This window comes from Rhizobium sp. BR 317 (genome assembly GCF_047445835.1).
Taxonomy (GTDB): Bacteria; Pseudomonadota; Alphaproteobacteria; order Rhizobiales; family Rhizobiaceae; genus Rhizobium; species Rhizobium paranaense.
In genome coordinates, this window is sequence record NZ_JARWLB010000008.1 from 74,897 (window position 1) to 92,491 (window position 17,595).

General features: G+C 61.0%; 18 protein-coding genes. 5 read left to right on the top strand and 13 right to left on the bottom strand.

The features are described 5' to 3' along the window. Both QD357_RS14695 and QD357_RS14700 read left to right on the top strand, forming a co-directional pair. Positions 1-378 carry a response regulator gene (locus QD357_RS14695; protein WP_183938517.1) on the top strand — a complete coding sequence of 126 codons (378 nt, stop codon included), beginning with the start codon at positions 1-3 and terminating at the stop codon, positions 376-378. 1 nt (position 379) lies between these two features. Further along, the gene (locus QD357_RS14700; protein WP_183938516.1) at positions 380-1,084 is read left to right on the top strand and encodes a response regulator transcription factor; all 705 of its coding nucleotides are present in this window, start codon (positions 380-382) and stop codon (positions 1,082-1,084) included. Between the two features lie 35 nt (positions 1,085-1,119). Here the strand turns inward: QD357_RS14700 and QD357_RS14705 are convergent, their stop codons facing one another. From QD357_RS14705 to QD357_RS14725, 5 genes are all read right to left on the bottom strand, one after another. Beyond that, positions 1,120-1,851 (bottom strand): molybdate ABC transporter substrate-binding protein, encoded by a 732-nt coding sequence (locus QD357_RS14705; RefSeq protein WP_414124486.1) that lies wholly within the window; start codon positions 1,849-1,851, stop codon positions 1,120-1,122. Further along, on the bottom strand, positions 1,848-2,636 hold the full coding sequence (locus tag QD357_RS14710; RefSeq protein WP_414124487.1) for an ABC transporter ATP-binding protein: 789 nt from the start codon (positions 2,634-2,636) through the stop codon (positions 1,848-1,850). The genes QD357_RS14705 and QD357_RS14710 overlap by 4 nt, the downstream gene beginning before the upstream one ends. Next, positions 2,626-3,660, bottom strand: coding sequence for a FecCD family ABC transporter permease (locus QD357_RS14715; RefSeq protein WP_414124488.1), 1,035 nt, complete (start codon positions 3,658-3,660; stop codon positions 2,626-2,628). Before QD357_RS14715 ends, QD357_RS14710 begins: the two co-directional genes overlap by 11 nt. Continuing rightward, positions 3,657-4,721, bottom strand: a complete 1,065-nt coding sequence (locus QD357_RS14720; RefSeq protein WP_414124489.1) for an ABC transporter substrate-binding protein — start codon at positions 4,719-4,721, stop codon at positions 3,657-3,659. The genes QD357_RS14715 and QD357_RS14720 overlap by 4 nt, the downstream gene beginning before the upstream one ends. Positions 4,722-4,863: 142 nt before the next feature. Next, positions 4,864-6,042 carry a helix-turn-helix domain-containing protein gene (locus QD357_RS14725; protein ID WP_183938511.1) on the bottom strand — a complete coding sequence of 393 codons (1,179 nt, stop codon included), beginning with the start codon at positions 6,040-6,042 and terminating at the stop codon, positions 4,864-4,866. Positions 6,043-6,181: 139 nt separating this feature from the next. Here QD357_RS14725 and QD357_RS14730 point away from each other — a divergent pair, with 139 nt between their 5' ends. Both QD357_RS14730 and QD357_RS14735 read left to right on the top strand, forming a co-directional pair. Continuing rightward, positions 6,182-6,949 (top strand): SDR family NAD(P)-dependent oxidoreductase, encoded by a 768-nt coding sequence (locus QD357_RS14730; RefSeq protein WP_183938510.1) that lies wholly within the window; start codon positions 6,182-6,184, stop codon positions 6,947-6,949. A 160-nt stretch (positions 6,950-7,109) separates the two neighbouring features. Next, on the top strand, positions 7,110-8,294 hold the full coding sequence (locus tag QD357_RS14735; protein ID WP_414124490.1) for a hypothetical protein: 1,185 nt from the start codon (positions 7,110-7,112) through the stop codon (positions 8,292-8,294). 9 nt (positions 8,295-8,303) lie between these two features. On the opposite strand, the gene QD357_RS14740 is transcribed toward QD357_RS14735, so the two are convergent. Genes QD357_RS14740 through QD357_RS14775 form a run of 8 tightly spaced genes read right to left on the bottom strand, consistent with a single transcriptional unit; the run spans position 8,304 to position 16,486 of the window. Next, positions 8,304-9,317: a succinylglutamate desuccinylase/aspartoacylase family protein gene (locus tag QD357_RS14740; RefSeq protein WP_414124491.1), complete on the bottom strand. Its 1,014-nt coding sequence runs from the start codon at positions 9,315-9,317 to the stop codon at positions 8,304-8,306. A gap of 31 nt (positions 9,318-9,348) precedes the next feature. Then, positions 9,349-9,693, bottom strand: a complete 345-nt coding sequence (locus QD357_RS14745) for a RidA family protein (RefSeq protein WP_183938507.1) — start codon at positions 9,691-9,693, stop codon at positions 9,349-9,351. Between the two features lie 36 nt (positions 9,694-9,729). Then, a complete protein-coding gene (locus QD357_RS14750; protein ID WP_183938506.1) occupies positions 9,730-11,040 on the bottom strand; it encodes an alanine racemase in 1,311 nt (436 codons plus the stop codon). Then, positions 11,033-11,989: an amidohydrolase family protein gene (locus QD357_RS14755; RefSeq protein ID WP_414124492.1), complete on the bottom strand. Its 957-nt coding sequence runs from the start codon at positions 11,987-11,989 to the stop codon at positions 11,033-11,035. Before QD357_RS14755 ends, QD357_RS14750 begins: the two co-directional genes overlap by 8 nt. Further along, positions 11,986-12,927 (bottom strand): ABC transporter permease, encoded by a 942-nt coding sequence (locus QD357_RS14760; protein WP_183938504.1) that lies wholly within the window; start codon positions 12,925-12,927, stop codon positions 11,986-11,988. Before QD357_RS14760 ends, QD357_RS14755 begins: the two co-directional genes overlap by 4 nt. Next, entirely contained in the window at positions 12,924-13,889 is a 966-nt protein-coding gene (locus QD357_RS14765; protein ID WP_414124495.1) for an ABC transporter permease, read from the bottom strand. The genes QD357_RS14760 and QD357_RS14765 overlap by 4 nt, the downstream gene beginning before the upstream one ends. After that, positions 13,886-15,394, bottom strand: coding sequence for a sugar ABC transporter ATP-binding protein (locus QD357_RS14770; protein ID WP_414124496.1), 1,509 nt, complete (start codon positions 15,392-15,394; stop codon positions 13,886-13,888). The genes QD357_RS14765 and QD357_RS14770 overlap by 4 nt, the downstream gene beginning before the upstream one ends. A gap of 21 nt (positions 15,395-15,415) precedes the next feature. Beyond that, complete coding sequence (locus QD357_RS14775; RefSeq protein WP_414124497.1) at positions 15,416-16,486, bottom strand: ABC transporter substrate-binding protein; 1,071 nt, start codon at positions 16,484-16,486, stop codon at positions 15,416-15,418. Between the two features lie 224 nt (positions 16,487-16,710). Here QD357_RS14775 and QD357_RS14780 point away from each other — a divergent pair, with 224 nt between their 5' ends. Next, a complete protein-coding gene (locus tag QD357_RS14780; protein WP_414124498.1) occupies positions 16,711-17,496 on the top strand; it encodes an IclR family transcriptional regulator in 786 nt (261 codons plus the stop codon). The last annotated feature ends 99 nt before the right edge of the window (positions 17,497-17,595 follow it).

Sequence of the window (17,595 nt, forward strand, 5' to 3'; positions counted from 1 at the left end):
ATGGATAAGACAAGACATGTTGTGGCAATCGTCGATGACGATCCAAGACTGCTGGAATCGGTGGGCGATCTTCTGGAATCCGCAGGCTATGAGGCCTGCGGCTATTCGTCGGCGGGATCGTTGCTCGTCAACGGGCTGGCGAACCTTGACGTGCTTATTACCGACATCGGGATGCCCGGCATTGACGGCTTTGAACTTCGTGACCTGGTAAGAAAGCTGCGGCCGGAACTGCCGGTATTTCTCATCACCGGTCGCCACGAGATAGCGGATCAGAGCCGCGCTCAAGGCATTAGCGGATTTTTCCGGAAACCATTCGATGCCCAGGCCCTGCTTGCGGCCATTGCCAATGCTTTACACAACTCGAGAGATGGAGGGTGAGATGAGAGTTGAACAACCTTTCCCGCGGAAATCGGCGCCATTGTCACCGCAGCGGAGAAGCGAAGAAGATCAGCCGCTCGTCATTATTGTCGATGATGATGCAGCCGTTCGGGAGGCATTGTCGGAGTTGATCCTCTCGGCAGGTTTCCGGCCCACCAGCTTTGCCTCGACCCGCGAATTGCTGGATGCCGATATCCTCGACACTCCCGGCTGCCTGATCCTCGATGTGCGCATGCCGGGCGCGAGCGGTCTCCATCTGCAACGTCATTTGGCCGAAAACGGCAACCCCAAACCGATCATCTTCCTGACCGGGCATGGTGATATTCCGATGACCGTCGAGGCGATGAAGGCCGGCGCCGTGGATTTTCTCACCAAACCGGTACGCGACCAAACATTGCTGGACGCCGTAACTGCCGGCATTGTGATGGATGCTGAACGACGGGCGCAAACCGCGATCTCCAGGCGCAACATCGAACGCCTTGAGACGCTGACGCAGCGGGAACGCGAGGTTCTCTATGAAGTGGCACGCGGACGCCTCAACAAGCAGATCGCCTTCGATCTCGGTATTAGTGAGGTGACGGTGAAGCTGCACCGCAGCAATGTCATGCACAAAATGGAGGCCGCCTCCATCGGCGAACTGATCCGGGCTTGGGAAACACTGCCGGCACCGATGCGCGAGGCAGGAGCACACCGAACGATCACATGATCGATCCGGCCCGCGCCGCTACGATTTGGTGCGGGCTAAATGATCGGAGAGAATCCGGTTTCCTGCAAAATCTCCTGCCCACGCGGAGACAGCAGAAAGTCCCGCAGACGCCTGGCTCCCGTGCCCGCATTCTTGCGAACCGCGACGCCGTATTCGATAAGCGGTAGAAATTCGCCGGGGATATCGACGACGCTGAAGGCCGGATCGGCCTCTAGCAGGCGCGCATTCGAATAGTAGCTGATCATGAGATCGGCCTCGCCATCGGTTATCAGATAGCCACTCCCTTTGCCCGGTGGTGTCGGCGACGAGTTGCGACCACCGACCAGTTGGCGCGCTCGGGATTTCATCGCCTCTCCCCTGCCCGGATGTCGGGCCTCGATGCGGTCGAAAACCTCGAATGCATAGTCACCAGCGGGATCGTCGCCCGGCGTCGACGTACCGATCTTCACACTCGGATCAGAAAGGACGGTTAGAAAATTCTCCGTCGTCAGGCCGAGATCGGCACGGGCAAGCATGCAGAGCCGGTTGCGGGCAAAACAGACGGCATCTTCGGCAATGCCGATGGAGGCAAGGCGTCGCGGATGTGCCATGTTGGCGGAGGCGAAGAGATCGAATGCTTCGCCAGCTTCGATCCGCCCACGCAACAGCCCGGCAGGCCCAAGCGTCAGTGAGACAGCAATACCCGTTACCTGCTCGAAAGCACTGACGACAGCCGGAAAAGCGTGACGCATGCTGCCGGCAGACAGGACACGAACGGGCTCTGTCACGAGCGGCTTCCTTTCCTGTGCCTTTGCCGGAAGAGTGGCACGAAAGCGCTTTTCATGCGCTGCCCGATATCGAGCTTGCTCGAGCGGACGGGAATGCCGTAGAGCGCTTCGAGATTGTCCTCCGTCATCACCTCGTCGGTGACGCCGAAGACGGTTCTTGCCTGATCGAGCATGAGCAGGACCTTGTCGGCCACAGCCAGTGCATGGTTGGGCTGATGCGTGGTGAAAGCGATGGCCAATCCTTCTCGATCGGCCAGCGTGCCGACCAGCGAAAGCACGACATCCTGGTTTTTAAGATCGAGCGCCGAGGCCGGTTCGTCAAGCAGCAGCACCGCGTTTTCGCCTGCCAAGGCCCGCGCAATCAGCACGAGCTGACGCTCACCGCCGGAAAGCGCATCGATGTTGCGCGGCGCATAATCGGCCATGCCAGTAGCGACAAGCACCTCCATCGCCTTCTCGACATCGATCTTGCCTGGCGTCTGAAACAGGCCGATTTGGCGTGCCCGGCCCATCAGCACGACGTCCAGCACCGAATAGGGAAAGGAGCCGGAAAACTCCTGTGGCACAAAGCCGGTGCGCGGGCTCAACACCGTCTTGCCGGCGGTTGGCTTCAGAAGTCCGGCCAGCACGCGCAGCAACGTGGATTTGCCCCGGCCATTCGGTCCCAGGATTGCAATGATTTCCCCTGCACTCAGGGCCAAGTCGAGATCGCGGAACTGCCAGCGCTCGCCATCATAGGATTGGCTGGCCTTCTCAATGCGCAGCTTGACCGGATCAGAAGCCACGCGCGCCTCGTTGGGTCTGTCTCAGCACGAAAGCAAAGACCGGCGTGCCAATCAACGCGGTCAGGATGCCCAACGGGATTTCGGTGCTGGTAGCTGTCCGCGCGATGGTATCGATGATCAACAGGTAGAGCGCGCCGATGATCAGCGAGGCTGGCATCATCACCCGATGATCCGGGCCAACGAGCATGCGCGCCATATGCGGCACGACAAGACCCACCCATCCGATGATACCGCTGACCGCGACCTGCGCCGCAACAATGCAGGAAACGAGCACCAGAACCAGCCAGCATAGCGGCTCGACATTGACGCCGAGAGCGTAGGCATCCTCGTCACCAAGCGACAGCAGGTTGATGCGCCAGCGCAAACCCAGCAACAGGAGGCCGCCAATTACGAACGGCCCCGACATCAGGGAGAGTTTCTCCCAATTGCCGGTGGCGAAGCTGCCGAGCAGCCAGAAAACCATGGCCGGCAGCTTGTCTTCGGTGTCGGCCATATATTGCACGAGGCTCACCAGCGCGCCGAAGAAGCCGCTCACCACGACACCGGCAAGCACGAGCGCAAGAATGTTGCGACGCGCCACCATGCCGTTCAAGGCATAAACGATGACGAGCGCAGAAAGCCCGAAGGCGAAGGCCGAGCCGAGAAGGCCATAGCGCGAGAAGCGTAAGAGGATGGCGAGCGTTCCGCCGAAAGCAGCACCGGCGGAAACACCCATTACCTGCGGTCCAACCAGAGGATTACGGTAGACGCCCTGCAATGTCGCCCCCGACAACGCAAGGCCTGCGCCGGCCAGCAACGCCAGCAGGATGCGCGGCATGCGCACCGTGAACACGACATTGGATTCCGTCGGTGTCACAGGCACGACCGGCTCAGAGAGTGGTGCCTGCAGAATCTCCACCACCCGCAAGAACGGAATATCGTAACGGCCCATCCCGAGCGAAACGACAGCAACGACCACCAGCAGAAGCGCCAGCACAGCGATGATCATTTGCGGCGAGCGCCGGGGAAATGCATCCGCGCTCATTGCGCGGCGCGATAATCGGTGCGGTAGAATTCTTTATAATAGGCGTTCGCCTCGGCCTGCATATCGATATCCGCGAACCGTTCGGGATAGAGCTCCTTCGCCATCCAGAGTTCGCCAAGCGCCATGGCTTCCGGCATGGGATAACCCCAAGCCTTGGCATATTCCGGCATCAGATAGATTTGGCCGTTCTTGACGGCATCGACTGTCTGCCAGGACGCCGCCTTCTTGATATCTTCCACGACGGCCGGATAGCGTTCCTGAACGAAGATGACGGCCGGATTCCACGTCAGCACGTCTTCCATCGTCACCTGTTTGAAGCCGGCGATCGAATTGGCAACATTGCGGGCACCGGCGCGCTCCATCATCAGGCCGGTATATTTGCCGTGGCCATAGGTGGTGAGATCGGGATTCGCCATATAGACGGGCACGCGCTTGTCTTCGGGGATATCGGCAAGGCGATCGGCAACGAGCTTGCGGGTCTTTTTGGTAACCGCAATCATCTCCTCGCCCTTGTCCTTGCGTCCGAGAACATCGGCAATCAGCCGCACGCCGGTCGCAAAACCGGAGTCGATGGCGGCCGGTTCATCCTTGACGGACGGATTGAGCTTGGCAGCCTCTTCCGGCGGAACGTCGAGAAGCGAGATTGCGACGACGGAAAGGCCGGCATCCTCGATCTGCTTCACCATGTCAGCCGGCGCGTAATTGGTGACGAACACGACATCCGGCTTCAGCTTCAGCAGTTCCTCGATGTTCACCTTGGTCAGGCCACCCGGCATCGGCAAATTCGGCAGTTGCCGAGCAAGCCGCACATAGTTGGCGCCGAGCTGCTTTTTCCACTCGTCGAGAACACCGACCACCTTGTCCATCGCATCGAGTTGGACCGCGATGTTGAGCGTTTGATGCTGGAGGATAACGACACGGTTGACCGTATCCGGAATGTGTACCTGCCGGCCAATCTGGTCCGTCACGACCCGATCAGCCCAGGCCGGCGTGGAAAACAATAGACTACCGATAGCAATGACGATTTTCGCAACGGAAGTGAGGCGACCGATATTGAGCATGATGTTCTCCAGACGAAGCCGCAATCGCTATCATTATATTTTGCCATATACAACGGCGTCATATTCGTCTGGATATTTCGATGGAGACAGCGAGGATCGGGTCGCCCGAGCTCATTGATGAGCTTGCCTGAGAGGAGCTTCGCTATCCGCGGATCGTTTCGGAAGGCAATTCACCAAATCTTTTCTTATAATTAACCGCAAAACGGCCCGCATGCATAAGGCCCCATTTTTGCGCCACGGCGGAAACCGAAGTCCCTGGAACCGAAATCAGAAGCTCGTTACGAGCCGCTGTCATCCGCAGCTCCTGCAGAAAGGCCATGGGCGTCGTCATGCGAAACCGCCGAAACGTGCATTGCAATGTCCGGACGCTCGTCTGAGCGGCGGCGGCAATCTCCTCCAGCGTAATCGGCTCGGCCAGATGAGCCTGCATGTGATCGATCGCCCGCTTCACATGTTTGGGCGTTGCGATGCTCACAGGCCCGGCAAGTGCCAATGAAAAATTATGAGGGAGAGCTTCGAGCAACAGATTGCTGATTGCTTCCGTCAAACTCGCAACAGCAAGCGGCGATTGTTGCAAGCCTTTTTCATCCGCCAAGCCAGCGAATGTTGTCTCTGAAAGCATTCTCAGCAGCTTGCCTGGCCCACCTTCCAAATCGAGATCCGGATGGAATTCAATGTCCGCATAGATGGTGCGCTCCAGCATGTTGCCGAGGCGCCGCTTGAGCTCAGCTTGCTCCAACAGAAGAAGGAGGTGTTGCCGCCGGCCGGCGATTTCCATCCTCTCTTGCACTTTCCCGTCGGCAATTGTGCCCCATCCTGGGGTCGAGAATGATCCCAATTTGGTATGGCCTATGTAGGCATCGCCGACCGAAGGCAGAAAAACCAGCAGCTTATCGCTTTCACCCTTCCGCTCGAACTGGATTTCTCCTTCGTAACGGCAATCGGCGATGGCCAGCTTGTTGATGCCGGCAAATTGACAGGAATATTGGATGTTTTTGCTGCGGGGCTCCACGGTCACCAGCGAGGCAGGTGTCGACAATAGAAGGGACAATGCGTCGGGATCAGACCCCTGATATGACATGCAGGTCTTGGCAGTCACTCCGTCCTTCCTTCCATCAAGCCTTCCCCTTCGCTTGTTTGAAAACGGCGGCCGTTGCGCATCATGAGCGCCCCGACAGCGAACGGTCAACTCTTCTTCTCCCGTCACAGAGAACTTCAGATTTTTGTCAAATAACACGGCGCCAAAGATGGCAGATTGCGTGCGAAAGGTAGGATCAGTCGCCTGCTCCCGTGTTAGAAAAATGGGTGCGGATTTTGGCATTGGTCTCTCTGGCGGGCTTGCCTCGAAAGGAATCCAAGCGCAGTTTCGGAAATAATGTCGACAGGTTCGAGGACTTGCGGGTTGCGTTCAGTTCCAGCGTAGGACTGTGCCAAAACGGACAATGACAGGTGGGGGATAAATGACCGATAGGCTCAAGGACAAGATTGCCATCATTTCAGGCGGAGCCACCGGAATGGGTGGGGCGGCTTCACGCCTGTTTGCGGCGGAAGGCGCCAAGGTTGCGATTATCGACCGAAACGGCGACGCGGCCGCAGAGACGGTACGGGCAATTCAGGATGCCGGCGGCGTTGCCGATTACTGGGTTGCCGACGTTTCGGACGAAGCGGCCGTCATTGCAGCGGTCAGGGGCATCGAGGATCGTTTTGGTGCCGTGACCATCCTCTTCAATCACGCCGGCACCATCGTCATCAAACCGTTTCTCGAAACGACCCTGGAAGAATGGGAATGGTTGCACGGCGTCAACGTGCGCTCGATGTTCCTGATGACCAAGGCCGTGCTTCCGGGAATGATCGCCGCCGGCGGTGGCTCCATCGTTTGTACTTCGTCGATCTCGGCCGTTGCCGCGACGCCGATGGAAGTGCTCTACGACACGACGAAGGGGGCGGTGCACATGTTCGCCCGCGCCATTGCCGTCGAGTTCCGTGATCGCAATATTCGATGCAACGCCGTCTGCCCCGGTTTCATCCGCACGCCGCACGGCCTGCGCGAGGTGGCCGAACTGCAGGCCCTCGGCGTTGATGTCTCGGATGCGGCAATCATGGCGCAGCAAGGCCGGATCGGAGAACCGGAAGATGTGGCACGCGCTGCCCTCTACCTCGCCTCGGACGAATCCAGCTTCGTCAACGGCATCCATCTGTTCGTCGACAACGGCTTCACCGCAATCTGACCATCCATAGCCAGCTAAGGATTACCTGTAGCTTTCAGGCAACCCTTAGCGCCGGCAAACCACAAGGCAGCGTGCAACAGCCGCCTATGCCCCAAGATTGGCCTGGACACTATTGCGGACACATGTTCTATAAAGCGGACAGATCTATCGGGAGCACGCCATGCACCTTTCCATGTGGACTTACCCCTGGGACATTCAGGATCAGGGGCTTAAAGCGCTTGCCGCAGACCTTCGCGGTCGCGCGGGCCTCACGGCGGTCAGCATGGCAACTTCCTACCACGCCGGCCGGTTCTTTCAGCCGCGGAGCCCGCAACAAAAGGCCTATTTTCCGGAGGACGGTACGGTCTATTTCCGCCCGGATGAAAGACTGTGGCAGGACAAGGTCATCCGGCCGCTGATGGCTAGGAATGTAACCGAGCGCGGCGATATGCTGGGAGCGCTCGCTAGGGGACGCGACGCGACAGGCCTAAAGGTCTCATGCTGGACCGTCTGCCTTCACAACACCCGCCTCGGCATGCTGCATCCCGATCATGTGACACGGAACGCCTTTGGCAATCCGAACTACTACAATCTCTGCCCTTCCAGCCCGGCGGCGCGGGCCTATGCCGTCACCCTCGTTCGCGACATCACGACGAACTATCGGCCTGATATGGTGGAACTCGAAAGCCCGAATTTCATGGGATTCGCGCACGAATATCATCACGAGAAAGACGGCGTCGGTCTGAACGCCGAAGACGATTTCCTGCTGTCGCTCTGCTTCTGCGATCATTGCACCGCGCGCGCCACGAAGGCCGGCGTGCCGGTCGAAGGGGCGCGCAGATCCGTCTCACGCTACATCGCGGAACTCTGCGACCGGGCCGTCCCGGAACGGCAATTCCCGGATTTTCCAGCCGCCGGCATCGATGCATTTCGCGACCATCCGGATTTGCACGCCTATCTCGTTTGGCGCAGCGAACCGGTGACCAGTCTGATCGCAGAGATCAAGGCCGCCGCCGATCCGGCGACACACATCATACTTATCGACCTGAAGGACGGCTGGCTCGGCGGAGTCGATCTCGCGGCCGTCGGCAAGCTGTGCGACGGGGCGATCCTCTGCTGCTATGACATGGAGCCGGAGACCGTCGCCGATGTCATCCGGAGTGGGCGGGCGGCAATCGGACCGGGAAAATTCCTCGGGGTGGGCCTGCGTGTCTTCTATCCGGAAGTTGATGGCCCGGCGATCCTGGCCGCACGCGCCAAGGCGGCCGTCAATGCCGGCGCCGACGGTGTGAACTTCTACAATTACGGCCTCGTACCGGCAAAGCGCCTCGACTGGGTCAAGGCGGCAGTCGACGCAATCACCTGATCCCCCTTCTCATGATGAGATGGGTTCGGCGACCTGAATCAGGCAGTCGCCAGCCTGGCTGTCGCAATGCAATCTATGGGAAATGACGATGCCGCTCTCCGCAAAGCGCAGCTCTTCCTCCGGCTGCTCCAGACGTTCCAGATCATGATACCAACCGGCAATGTCGCCGGTGGAAACGATTGCGCCGAGTGCGACGGCCGGCTCGAACCAGCCTCTGCGGTTCGCATAGATGCCCTGGCTGTGCCGAGACAGCGAAAGAAGCTGCAACGGCCCCGGTTCGGGGAGCGGTGCGCGCGACAGGATCGGACGCTCAACGATGCCGAGCGCAATGAACAGCCGGTCGATCGCCGCCGCCGTAAAGGCCATCGACTCCGGCGTCACGGTTCCGCCACCGCCGAATTCCCCGGAAAGACCGACGGTTCCCGCTCGTCCGGCACCCCCCATCGACGTCGGCGCCGTCGGCCCGTTATCCGCGATGAAGGCATACGAGGCGCCCATGGCACGCATCAATGAAACGGACCGTTCGAAGCGGGCGGCATCGGCCTGCCGCTCGATCAACGTGCAGGGAAGATGCGCCATGGACGTGCCGCCCGAATGCAGATCGAGCACGACGTCATGGCGCGGGAAGAGTTCGTGTTCGAGGAAATGGGCAAGACGCGCCGTCGGCGTCCCCATGGAATCGCCGGGAAACGCGCGATTGAGGTTTCCGCCGTCGAAGGGCGAGCACCGCCGCGCCGCCATCACCGCCGGCAAGTTCGCCATCGGCAGGATGGTGACGGCGCCGCGGATTTCTTCCGCCCGCAACCGGCGCATCAACCGCCCGAGCTGGAGTTCGCCCTCATACTCGTCACCATGGTTGCCGGCCATCAGAAGCAGGGACGGTCCCTCGCCATTCTTCAAGTGAAGGATCGGCATGCGGATCTGATAATAGGGTGAACGGTCGATCGAATAGGGGATAGTGAGATGACCGGCCTGCCGGCCCTCACGCGAAAAGTCGATGGGATTGACGAGGCCGCTATGCATGATGTCTCCAGTCCGGACTGTTGCCTTGCCGTCAGAGGGCCGCGACCGCCGTCATTTCGACGCGCAGATCCGGATCGGCGAGGCGTGCCTCGACGCAGGCGCGCGCCGGCGGGTTTTCGATGTCTATCCAGTTATCATAAACGCTATTCATCGCGTCGAAGTCGACGATTGCCGGCAAGAAGACGTTGATGGCGAGGAGACGGGAGCGGTCAGTGCCGGCTTCTTTCAAAAGGGCGTCGATCTTGCCGAGCACGTCGCGGGTCTGTTCCTCGATGCCTGCCTTGCGATTTTCCGCGACTTGGCCAGCGATATAGACGAGCCCGCCGTAGCTGACGGCTTGGCTCATACGCGAACCCTTTTGATAACGCTGGATCATGTCAGTTTTTTCCTTTTCTTGCTTTGGAAGGGAAGGTCAGCCGAAGCTGGTAAGATAGGCCGCAGTCACCGAATGATCCGGGTCGAGGCCATAGAGGATTGCGTGCCGGTCAAGGCAGGTGCAGGGATGCGAGATGCCGCACTCGATCACGTCGCCCACGGAAACGTCGCTACCATCCGCAAGCGCGACGAAGGCGTGCTGATCGTTGAGACGGAGAACTTCGGCGCTTTGGAGATCGCTGAGGCGCGCACCGTCACGATATAGCGCGAGCGGCCGCGGCAGGCCCTGATCCATAGCCACGTCGCGCATGCCCATGCCGCAGATCGCAAGCCCTGCTTCCGGCCGAGACAGAACTTCGGCCCAGACCCGCAGGGCAGGACGGAAACCCGCCGCCGCGGAAACCAATTCGCCGCCGACGCGGAATCCACCCCGTGCATCGAGGCCGATAAGGCCGCGCTCGTAGACGCCGTGATCATGGAAGAAGATCGCGCCGCTGCGCAGCACGAGACCACACGCGGGATCGGCCGCAACGGCGGCTGAAAGCCGCGCAACCACCACGTCGAAGAAGATCGAACCGCCCGCCGTGACGAGGAGCGGCCGCTCGTCACCGATGCGCGAACGGACCTTGGGCAGGAAGTCGGCCGTCGTCGCCATCAGCGCTTCGATCCGACGCATCGTCTCTTCGGGATCGGCAGTCGCAGCGGAGCCCTCGTAGGAAGCAATGCCAGTGAGCCGGAAAGTCGGCGTCTCGGCGGCAACGATCGCATCGAGAATTGCTGTCGCGGTGTCGATGCTGCGAACACCGGCGCGACCGGCGCCAAACTCCACCATCAGACCGAGAGGCGGCAGATCTCCACGTTCCCGCCATGCGGACCGAAGAGCGTCGGCGTGCACCGTCGAATCCACGAAAATATGGAGTTCCGCATCGGGATAATCAGCGAGCAGGGCAGCAAGCCGGCGGCCGGCGGCTGCCCCGCCGATCTCGTTGGCGAGGATCAGACGGCGTTGTCCCGCCTTGAGCAGGACCGCGGCCTGGCGGATATCGGCAACCGTCGAGCCCCAGGCGCCTGCCGTAAGAAGCATATCCGACAGTGCCGTCGACATCGGCGTCTTGGCATGCGGCGCGATTTCGGCGCCGTGGCTCTTCACATAGGCCATCATCATCTCGACATTGTTGGAGAAGGCCTGCCGGTCGAGCGAGATCAGCGGCAAGGCCATCCTGCCGTCATAGGGCTTCCATCCCTGCTTGCCGATTGCCGCGAGTGGGAGCGGTGGATGGCCTGGAGGAAAGCCGCGCACCCGGTCATCGATCAGCATAGCTTCCTCCGCAATATGAAGGTCAGGCAAGGCGACCTCCCTGGACCTCGGCCGCGTCGTCTATACCGAGGCGGTAGGTGTCGTTTGCGGTGACAAAGAACAAGGCGCGTTGTTCATCGAGAGACAATTGCGAGGCGATCGTGCGAAAGGTCAGATAGACGTCGTCGAAGGAAGCGTACAATCCCGCGACTGGAAAATCGCTCGCGAACATGGCGCGCGTTGGGCCGAAACAATCGAGGCAATGCTCGATCACCGGGCGCAGGCTTTCGAGCGTCCGCTGGTTATCGTAAGCGACGAGATCGGAGATCTTCAGGCGCACGTTCGGCTCATTGCCGAGCGCCTGCAGGCCTTGGCGCCAGAGCGTCATGCCTTCAGGCGTCCGGTCGATGGGGCTTCCGCCGTGATTGAGCACGAACAGCGTTTCAGGACTGGCACGCACAAGCTCGAGCGCATCCTTCATCTGCCATGGATAAAGCATCAGGTCGAAGACCAGCCCAAGCCGCGCAGCGTAGGCCAGCCCTGCCCGCCAGGCGGGATCGTCCATCAGATCTGCGCGTCGCGCAAAACTCTTCGCCGGGTCCGGATGCCAACTCACAATATCACGGATGCCGACGACATTTGGGTTTGCCGCTTCCGCCTCAAGCAGGCGCATGGGGTCCGGCGCGTCAAGAGGAACCCGCGCGATATAACGGCGCGCCACACCGGAGCTGCGGTCGAGGCTATCCAGCCAGCCGGTCTCTTCCAGTGGATGCGCATCGGACCAGCCGGCTTCCACATGGATGGTTGCAACCACGTTCTGGCGCACGGCGTCGACACGATAATCTTCGATGCCGTAGTTGCGCAGGATCGGTGTGAGGCTTCCGAAAGCCGTCTCCCCGCCGGTCGCCCGCGCTTTCTGAAGCCAGGGATGGCGCTCTAGCGTAAGATCCCAGAGGTGATGATGCGGGTCGATCAACGGCCCGTTATAGCATCCGGTCATCGGCGCGCCTCGCGGCCGGATACGAGGAGGAGCGCAAGGATCAGCGTACCGAACATGATGGACCGCCAGCCGGGTGAGGCGTTGACGACCGTGATCAGCGCCGTCGTCGTCACGAGTAGGATCGCACCGGGAATGGTACCGGCATAGGTGCCACGGCCGCCTAGAATGGACGTGCCGCCGAGCACGACGGCCGCGATCGAGGTCAGCAGATAGGGATCGCCGATGCCGACATAGCCCTGCCGGTTCATGCCCAGCACGAGAATGCCGGCGAGGCCCGCGAAAAAGCCCGACAGTGTATAGACAAGCAGCGTGTTGCGTTCGACGCGGACGCCGGAAAGTCGGGCAACCAGCGGGTTCGCACCAAGCGCAAGGACACGTGCGCCGGTCGGCATGCGATGGATGAGCAGCAGGACGGCAACCGAGACGACAAGCCAAAGCGCGATGCCTGCCGGAATGCCGAGCGGCCGCGCCTGGCCGAGCAGAATGACCGCCGGATTGCTGACGGTGATCGCGCTGCCACCGGCGATGATGACAAGCAAGCCTTGCAGGAAGGTCGCCATGGCAAGCGTCATGATGATCGGCGGCACGCGAAGATAGGCCGAGCCTGCACCGTTCATGAGGCCGATGCCGGCGGCGATGGCAAGGGATGTCGCGATGCCGACGAGGCCGGTCGGATCCCAGGCGGGCGAGATGAGCGGCAGCAGAATTGCCGTGACGGTGATCACTGCGCCGACGGAAAGATCGATGCCGCCCATCAGGATGACGAGCGTCTGGCCGGCAGCCGCAATGCCGATCACCGCGGCGAGTTCGAGCAGGTAGCGCAGATGGCCGTAGGCCCCGAAACCGCGCAGCGTGAAGCTTGCGACGATCCAGACGAGCGAGACCAGAAGGAAGGTCAGGAGCGGCGGGTTGCGGAATGCGGTCCTGATGACGTTCATTGCCTTGCCTTCCATTGTGCGAGAAGTTCCGGAACCGCGACCGCGCCGACGATGATCAGGCCCTGCGCGACATATTGCGCGACCGGCGGAAAGCCCAGAAAAAACATGACGTTGATCATGACAGAGAGCAGCAGGCTGCCGCAGATCGCGCCGCGCATGGTCCCCTTGCCGCCAAGGAAGCCGACCCCGCCGAGCACGGAGGCGGCAATCGAGTTCAGCGTAAAGGGCGCGCCGATGACCGGATCGCCGGACCCGGTCTGCGCGGCGACGAAGAGACCGGTCAGCGCTGCAAGAAGGCCTGATAGCGCGAAGGCGACGACCTTCACCCGCTCGACCGGGACACCGGAGCGAAATTCGCCGATAGGGTTGTCGCCGGCCGCATAGATGCCAAGGCCGAGCGGCGTTGCGAGAAAGGCTTTCCAGAGCACGAGCGTCATGACGAACAACAGGAAAGCAATGGGCGTATCGCCGGCCAGCGTCGTCGACAGCCACTCGGGAATGAACCCGCCCGGTCGCGGCAGCAGGATGAGCGCGACCCCGGTTATGATGAAGGAGCCGGCGAGCGTGACGATGATCGCCGGAAGCCTCAGATGCGTCACGATGGCCCCAATGACGGCGCCGATCGCGAGACCGGCGAGTGCGACCGCAAGAATGCCGCCGGGGACGCCGAGCGCCCCCTCCATTGTCGTCGCGGCGATCACTGCCCCAAGGCTCACCAGCGGCCCGATCGCCAGCGTGATGCCGCCATTCAACATAAGCACTGCCTGCGCCATGGTGACGAGCGCAAGCGGGAACCAATTCTGCGTGAACTTCGAAAAGCCGCTGATGGAAAGAATGCCCGGAAAGAGCACGACGTAGAGGATGAGAAAGGCGGAGACGACCAGATAGACGCCACTGAGGCCGCGGTTACGGCGGAGCTGGATCAGGCCATAGAGCCTGCCGGATGACGAAACTACGCTCATGCTGCCACTCCCTGTGTCGTGACGCCCATGGCCGCACCGACGATCGCCCCTTCGCTGATCGCAGCGCCCGATAGCGTCGCCACAACGTGCCCTTCGCGCAGAACCACGACGCGGTCGCAAAGATGCACCAGCTCAGGCGTGTCGGAACTCGCCAGGATAACCAACCGTCCCTCGGCGGCGAAGGCGCGGAGCATGAGGTAGATTTCGCGCTTGGTTTCGATGTCGACGCCGCGCGTCGGATCGTTGAGCAGTAGCACGGACGGATCGAGCGGCAGCCATTTGGCGAGCGCCACTTTCTGCTGGTTACCGCCGGAAAGCGCCTGCACCGGGCGGGCCGTATCGCCCTTGATCGTCAGGCGACGCGCGAGGTCGGCGACAAGGCCATCTTCGGCCCGCAGGTCGCGCAGCCCCTTTCTGGCGAGCCGCCCGAGCGAGGGCAGGATGAGATTGGATGCGATGGAATGAGGCAGCACCAGCCCCTCATGTTTGCGGTCGGCCGGGACATAGACGATGCCGGCCGCATTTGCCTCGCCGACATGGGCGGGCAGGCAGGGTTTTCCGGAAATCTCCGCTCGGGCAGCCGAGGCCGGAATTGCGCCATAGAGGCCGAGCAACAAGTCTTCCTGCCCCTGCCCCACGAGCCCGCCGATGCCGACGATCTCGCCGGCGCGAGCGGAGAAGCCGATGTGGCGCACCTTACCGGCGGAAAAGTCTTCGACGCTGATGCGCGTCGCGCCGGGCGTTGCGGCTGGACGCGGCGGGAACAGGTCGCCGGTCTCGCGGCCGACCATAAGGCGCACCAGTCCTTCGCCATCGATGCCGGATAGCGACTGATCTGCCGTGACGCCGCCGTCCTTCAGCACCGTGACATGCGAGCAAAGCGCCTGCACCTCATTGAGGCGGTGAGAAATATAAAGAAGTGCGATGCCGCGCTTCCTCAGCGTCTCGATGACCTGGGCAAGGATGCCGGCTTCATGAGCTGACAGCGACGAGGTCGGCTCGTCCAGAATGAGCACGCAAGGCTTGCGGAACAGCGCCTTGGCAATCTCCACCATCTGACGGCGGCCGAGCGCGAGATCGGCAACCGGCATGTCGATGGGTTCGGTAAGCCCCACCATGTCGCAGACTTCCCGCACGCCGCGATGAAGCGCTTCATAATCGATGAGGCCGAACCGGCGCGGAAACGCGCCGAGCCCGATATTCTCAGCAATCGAGAGGTTCGCCGTGAGGCTCAGCTCCTGCTGGACCACGGCGATACCCGCCGCACGCGCAGCCGCCGGACTGAAGCGTCCGACGGGCTTGCCGTCAACGACGATGGAACCACTGTCGGGCTGGAGAGCACCGGACAACAGGTTGATCAGCGTAGACTTGCCGGCGCCGTTTTCTCCGAGCAGGGCATGAACCCTGCCCGGAAGAAGGGCGATGTCGACGCCCTTCAAAACGGGATTGCCGAAAAATCCCTTGAACACCTGCCGGGCTTCCAGCAGGGGATTTTCTTCCTTCATGACGGCTTCCTTCAAGACGAATTACTGGGCAAGCAGCTTGTCGAAGAGCGCCTTGTCGTAGTCCGAGTAGATATATCCGTCGGCCGGGAACTTGTCGGCTTTTGCGAGATAGCCGCCGATCGAGCTGTCATCGATAACCGGCAGCGGCACCTTGACGAAGGCCGGAACGTTCTTGCCCTGCAGCGCCTGCACGGCCGCATAGACGGAGAGCGCGCCGAGCCAGTTGGGCTGCATGGTCGCCCAGCCCTTCAGACCCTTCTCCTTCCAGAGTTCCAGGAACTGCCGCGCGTTTTCGCCTGTCGTCGGCACCTGGTCACGACCCTGACGCTCGAAGGCAAGAACGGAGCCGGCCGAAAGCGCGCCGCCAAGCGACAGAACGCCATCGATTTGCTGGTTGGCAAACAGCAGGCTTGTCATGGCTTCCTGGGACGGCGCGACGTTATATTCCGTGTTGGTTTCCGTGATGATCTGAATACCCTTGTTCGCATCGAGCACCGGCTGCGCACCCTTGCGGCGGTCATCGCTGACGGAAACGCCGGCGGGACCGTTCATGATGATGATCTTCCCCTTGCCGTGAAGCTGATCGACCATCCACTGCGCAGCCCTTGCGCCCCATTCGCTGGAGTCCGTGTTGATCTTCGCCGTCAGATTTTTGGTGTCCACGAGGCTGTCGAAATTGACGACGGCAATGCCCTTCGAGCATGCGTCGGAGATGACGCGGTCGAGAGCCGTGGACGAACCGGCTTCGACAATGATGGCATCGAGGTTCGCGTCGATCATCGATTGGATCTGCTGGATCTGCGTCTGGGCGTTGCCCTGTGCATCGGTGATCTTCAGGTCCTTGACGAGGCCGTCTTTCTTCAGAGCAGCCACTTCATCGGTGATCGTGCCCTCGGTCTGCTTCATCCAGGTCGGGACGGAATAGATGTTCGCCCAACCAATCGTATAGGGCGCCTTGCGATCACCCTTGATGCAATTGGCTGCGGCCGACGCCGTGCCGGCCGAAAAGGCAAGAAGGACCGCAGCGGCGGCAGCACCCGCGAGAAGGCGGTTGCGCAGCGAAGCTGAGGTGCAGTTCTCAAAATTCTTCATGTCGTTCCCCTTTTGTGTGCGGCAGCGTTTGCGCTTGCCATCTGTTTGTGTCCGCTATATTGTACATATGATCTTTATACCGGACGTCGGCGATCTTATGCCGATTTTTTCCCCTCGCAAGAGGGGTGCAAAAATTTCGTTCGCGACGAGTGGCGGGATCGATTGACAGATGCAGCGGACGGCTTGAAAAGCTTGTGCCGGACTAGGAACGGGAATCGACGACGATGGATGCAGTTCAGGACGAAGCAGGCGGCAAGCGCGCCCGAGGGCTCGACCGCGCTTTCGAGATCCTCGATTTCCTGCGCCACAAACGGCAAGCCCTGAAGCCGAACGAAATCGCTGCGCAGATCGGCGCGCCGCGCTCATCGGTTTACGAGCTCGTCAACCTATTGCTGCACAACGGCATTCTTGAATTTACGGGTGGCGAAGGGCGCGTCTATCTCGGCCGCAAGCTCTATTTCCTGGGCGCGGCTTATGAGAACCACTTCGATTTCACCCGCGAATGTGAGGCGACGCTCGAGAAGCTTGCCGACGAAACGCGGGAAACGGCACAGTTCTGCGTGCTGGATGGAAACAAATACACGGTCGTCCGCATGCGGGAAGGCGCCCGGCCATTCCGCATCTCGACGGATATCGGCCAATCGGTTCCGATCCCGTGGACTGCCTCCGGCCGCCTGCTCGTCGCACACCTGTCCGATCAGGAAATCCTGAACTTCATTCCTTCGGATGATTTCCGCCTGCCGAGCGGCGAATGGCTCGACCCAGAGACCTTCATCGCCGAGGTGCGCAAAGCCGAGTACGAGGGCTTCTTCACCTTCAACAGCATCGTCGACAGCTTCACACACTGTTTTGCCGTACCGATACGCGACCAGGAAGGTCATGTCGCCGGAACGCTCTGCCTCGTCACGCCGCGCGACGACGGCCTTGCGAACCGGGACCGTTACCTCGCCTGCTTGAAAAAGGCGGCCGCCGACCTAAACCAGACCCCATCGAGGCCAAAACGGGCTTAGAGCAATTCCAGGAAAAGTGCGAAGCGGTTTTCCGTCCGGAATTGCGTAAAAACAGAGGGATAGAGCGGGAAAGCGATTCCGTGAGACGCTGAACCGCTC